The sequence below is a fragment of the Micromonospora sp. URMC 106 genome (genome assembly GCF_051386395.1).
Lineage (GTDB): Bacteria > Actinomycetota > Actinomycetes > Mycobacteriales > Micromonosporaceae > Micromonospora.
On sequence record NZ_JBPQTP010000208.1, the window covers coordinates 1 to 3,640 of the forward strand.

3 protein-coding genes are annotated in these 3,640 nt (G+C 77.6%); all 3 read right to left on the bottom strand.

The features are described 5' to 3' along the window. Positions 1-12 precede the first annotated feature (12 nt). The 3 genes from tilS to dacB all read right to left on the bottom strand — a co-directional run bounded on the left by tilS (position 13) and on the right by dacB (position 3,640). Positions 13-1,005: a tRNA lysidine(34) synthetase TilS gene (gene tilS / locus ACSNOB_RS31620; RefSeq protein WP_436691060.1), complete on the bottom strand. Its 993-nt coding sequence runs from the start codon at positions 1,003-1,005 to the stop codon at positions 13-15. Between the two features lie 10 nt (positions 1,006-1,015). Further along, positions 1,016-2,086 (bottom strand): zinc-dependent metalloprotease, encoded by a 1,071-nt coding sequence (locus ACSNOB_RS31625; RefSeq protein ID WP_436691062.1) that lies wholly within the window; start codon positions 2,084-2,086, stop codon positions 1,016-1,018. A gap of 78 nt (positions 2,087-2,164) precedes the next feature. Next, positions 2,165-3,640, bottom strand: coding sequence for a D-alanyl-D-alanine carboxypeptidase/D-alanyl-D-alanine endopeptidase (gene dacB / locus ACSNOB_RS31630; protein ID WP_436691064.1), 1,476 nt, complete (start codon positions 3,638-3,640; stop codon positions 2,165-2,167).

Consider the following 3,640-nt stretch of genomic DNA (forward strand, 5'->3'; position numbering starts at 1 on the left):
GTCGGGCGGGGGTCAGCGGGGGACGACGCTGGCGAGGCGGCCGTCGCGGCGGACCACCCGCAGCCCGCCCGGCAGGTGCGCCGCGCCCTGCCCCCGCCAGCCGGTGACCAGCGTGTCCAGCGCGGTCACGTGCCGGTGCGACAGGGCGGTGGGCGGGGCACCCAGCTCCCGGGCCCAGGCGTGCAGCACCCGGCCGCGCACCGCGGGCGACAGGGCGGCCAACGCCCGCACCGAGAGCCCGCCCTCGGGGTGACGGACGTCGGCCAGCGCGGCGACGGCCAGCCCGTCGAGGACGGCGTTGTCCGCCGCCACCAGCCGGGCCGTCCGGGCCAGGTTGTCCAGCACCCCCGGCCCGAGCGCGCGGACCAGGGCGGGCAGCACGTCGGCCCGGACGCGGGACCGCGCGTACGAGGGGTCGGCGTTGTGCGGGTCGTCCCACGGGCTCAGCCCGAGCACCGCGCACGCCGTGCGGGTCTGCTCCCGGCCGATCTCCAGCAGCGGGCGCAGCAGGGGCACCCCGTCGAGGTCCCGCCGGGCGGGCATCCCGGCCAGGCCGCGCGGGCCGGCGCCCCGGGCGAGTGCGAGCAGCACGGTCTCCGCCTGGTCGTCGCGGGTGTGCCCGGTGAGCAGCGCCGCCGCCCCGCACCGGCGGGCCACGTCGGCGAGCGCCCGGTAGCGGGCCTCGCGGGCGGCCGCCTCGGGCCCGCCGGGCCGCCCGGCCACGTCGACCCGCACCGACTCGACCGGCGCCAGACCGGTCTCGCGGGCCCACGCCACCACGGCGGCGGCGCGCTGCGCGGAGCCCTCCTGGAGGCCGTGGTCGACCGTCACCAGGCCGGCGGCCCGACCCAGCCGGGGCGCCACGAACGCGGTGGTGGCGGCCAGCGCGAGCGAGTCCGCCCCGCCCGAGCAGGCGACCAGCACCGGACCCCCGGGCGGCAGGTCGGCCAGCGCGCGGCGGACCGCCACCCGGATCGCGGCCACCGGCGGGGCGAGCGCGGGCACGGGCCTGCGGTCAGCCGACGGCCGGCGCCGGGCCGACCGGCCCGTGCACCCGGGCCACCCAGGCGTCCGGGTCGCCGAGCTCCTCCAGCCGGGGCAGGGTCAGCGGCGAACCGAAGATCTTGTTGAAGCCGTCCATGCCGACCCGGTCGACCACCCCGTGCACGAACTTGCGGCCCTCGGCGTACTGACGCATCTTGACCTCCACGCCGAGCAGCCGGCGGATGGCCTTCTCCAGGGGGTTACCGGCCTCCCGACGCCGGTTGAAGGCCGCCCGGATCCGCTCGACGCTCGGGATCACCGTCGGGCCGACGCCGTCCATGACGAACTCGGCATGCCCCTCGAGCAGGGTCATCAGCGCGGTGAGCCGGTCCAGCACGGCCCGCTGCGCCGGGGTCTGCACGAGGTCCAGCACGCTGGTGCGGCTCTCCGGGTCCTTCACCGCGTCGGAGAGGGTGGCCACGCCCCGGCGCAGCCGCTCCAGCAGGTGCTCGCCGCCGCTCGACGAGGCGTCCACGAAGGCCTGCACCTCGCTGAGGAAGTACGCCCGCATCCAGGGCACGGCGGTGAACTGGGTGCGGTGGGTCACCTCGTGCAGGCAGACCCAGAGCCGGAAGTCGCGGGGGTCGGCCTCCAGCTTCCGCTCCACCTCGACGATGTTCGGCGCGACCAGCAGCAACTGCCCCGGGTCGGCGGAGAACACCTCGTACTGGCCGAGGACCCGGCCGGAGAGGTACGCCAGCACGGTGCCGGCCTGCACGCCGGTCAGCCGGGAGCCGATCGCCTCGGTCAGCGGGCCGGGCTGCTTGTCCTTCGTGAGCCGGCCGACCAGCGGGGTGATCACCTCCCGCAGCCCGGCGATGTTGGTGGCCGCCCAGTCGCGCCGGTCCACCACCCGCACCGGCGGGTGCGACACCTGCGAGCGCAGACCCGTGTAGTCCGCGACGTGCCCCGCCGCCTCGTCGGTCAACCGCCGCAGGTCACTGACCACGTCGGTGGCCTCGGCGTACGACACCCGGGGGCCCGACTTGCCCAGCGCCCCCGCGGTAGCGGCGGCCAGATCCCAGTCCACGAACTGCGCCATGCACCCACCGTACCCGCGCCGGGACACCCCGGCCCGGGCTCGCGGCGGAAGATCGACGCCGGTCGTGCCCCGCCCGGATCAGCGGCAGCCGCAGCGGGCCAGGGCGGCGCCGATCCGGTCCAGCGCCACCCGGGCGGCCTCCAGCCCGTCCGGGGGCACCGCGTCGGTGAGCACGGCGAAGGTGAGCAGCCGCCCGTCGGCGGTGCTGACCACGCCGGCGATCGCGTGCACCTTGGTCAACGTCCCGGTCTTGGCCCGGACCACCCCGGCGCCGGCCTTCGTCGCCGTCGTGCCGAACCGGTCGGCGAGCGTGCCGGACCAGTCGGCCACGGGCAGGCCGCCGAAGATCGCGGCCAGTTCGGGGCGGCTGCCGTCGCCGGCGAGCGTGATCAGGTCGGTGAGCAGCGAGGGACTGATCCGGTTGCTGCGGGACAGTCCGCTGCCGTCGGCGAGGGACAACTCGTCGGCCGGCAGGCCCAGCTCGCCCGCGACCGCGTCCATCGCCGCGCCGGCCCCGGCGAACGAGCCGGGCTGGTTGCGGGCCAGCGCGACCTGGCGGGCCAACGCCTCCGCGATGATGTTGTCGCTGTCACTGATCATGATGTCGACCATCCGGACCATCGGCAGCGACTCCACCCTGCCCAGCTCGGCGCCGGGCCCGGGCGTGCCGGTGGCGGCGCCGCCCGCGGCGGGAGCGGTGCCGCGCTCGACCGCGTCGGTCGGCACGCCGAGCAGCCGGGCGAAGGCCCGGCCGGCGGCGAGGTCGGGCTGCGCCACCCGCTCGGCCCAGTGGTTGCCGGCCGCGTCGTCCTTCTTGGCACGCGGCACGTCGCTGCGGGCGCCGTCGGTCATCAGCGCGGTGATCGCGCCGCCGTAGCCGCCGGTGGGGATGTCGGCGTCCCACCCCGGCTCGTGCACGGGGCCGGAGTAGAGCGACGAGTCGACCGTCACCTTCGTCGGCTTCGTGCCGCCGAGCGCCTTGCGCACCTGGCCGGCCAGGTCGTCCAGGCGCGCGGCCCCGGGATAGAAGCCCTTCTTGTCGACCGCCAGCGTCGGGTCACCGCCGCCGACGATCACCACCTCGCCCGGGGTCGCGCCGGCGACCGCCCGGGTCGGGATGCGGTACGCGGGGCCGCGCGCGGCGAGCACCGTCACCCCGGTCACGAGCTTGGTCACGGAGGCGGGCACCGTGCCGTCGTCCTCGCCCCGGCCGAAGAGCGGCTGGCCGGTGGCCACGTCGGCCACCGAGACGTTGACCCGGTCGCCGAGGGCAGGCACATCCACCAGCGGGGCGAGCGCGGCGCGCACCCCCTCGGGGGTGGGCAGCGGGGCGTTCGCGTCCGCGCCGGAGAGCACCGCCACGGGCGCCGGCTCCGCCGCCCGCGCGGCCGTCCGGTCGGCGGGCTCGTCGCCCAGCCAGTCGGCGACGGGGCCCGGCCGGACCACGGCGATTCCGACGGCGGCCAGCACGAGCACGAGGACCGCGGCCAGCGCGACGGGCAGGACCCGGCGGCGACGCGGGCCGGGCGCGGGGGGCGCGGCCGGCGTCGCCAC

What these genes read in the sequence shown, in the direction of transcription:
- ACSNOB_RS31625 (WP_436691062.1), bottom strand. Translation starts at nt 2,086, where the DNA reads ATGGCGCAGTTCGTGGACTGGGATCTGGCCGCCGCTACCGCGGGGGCG.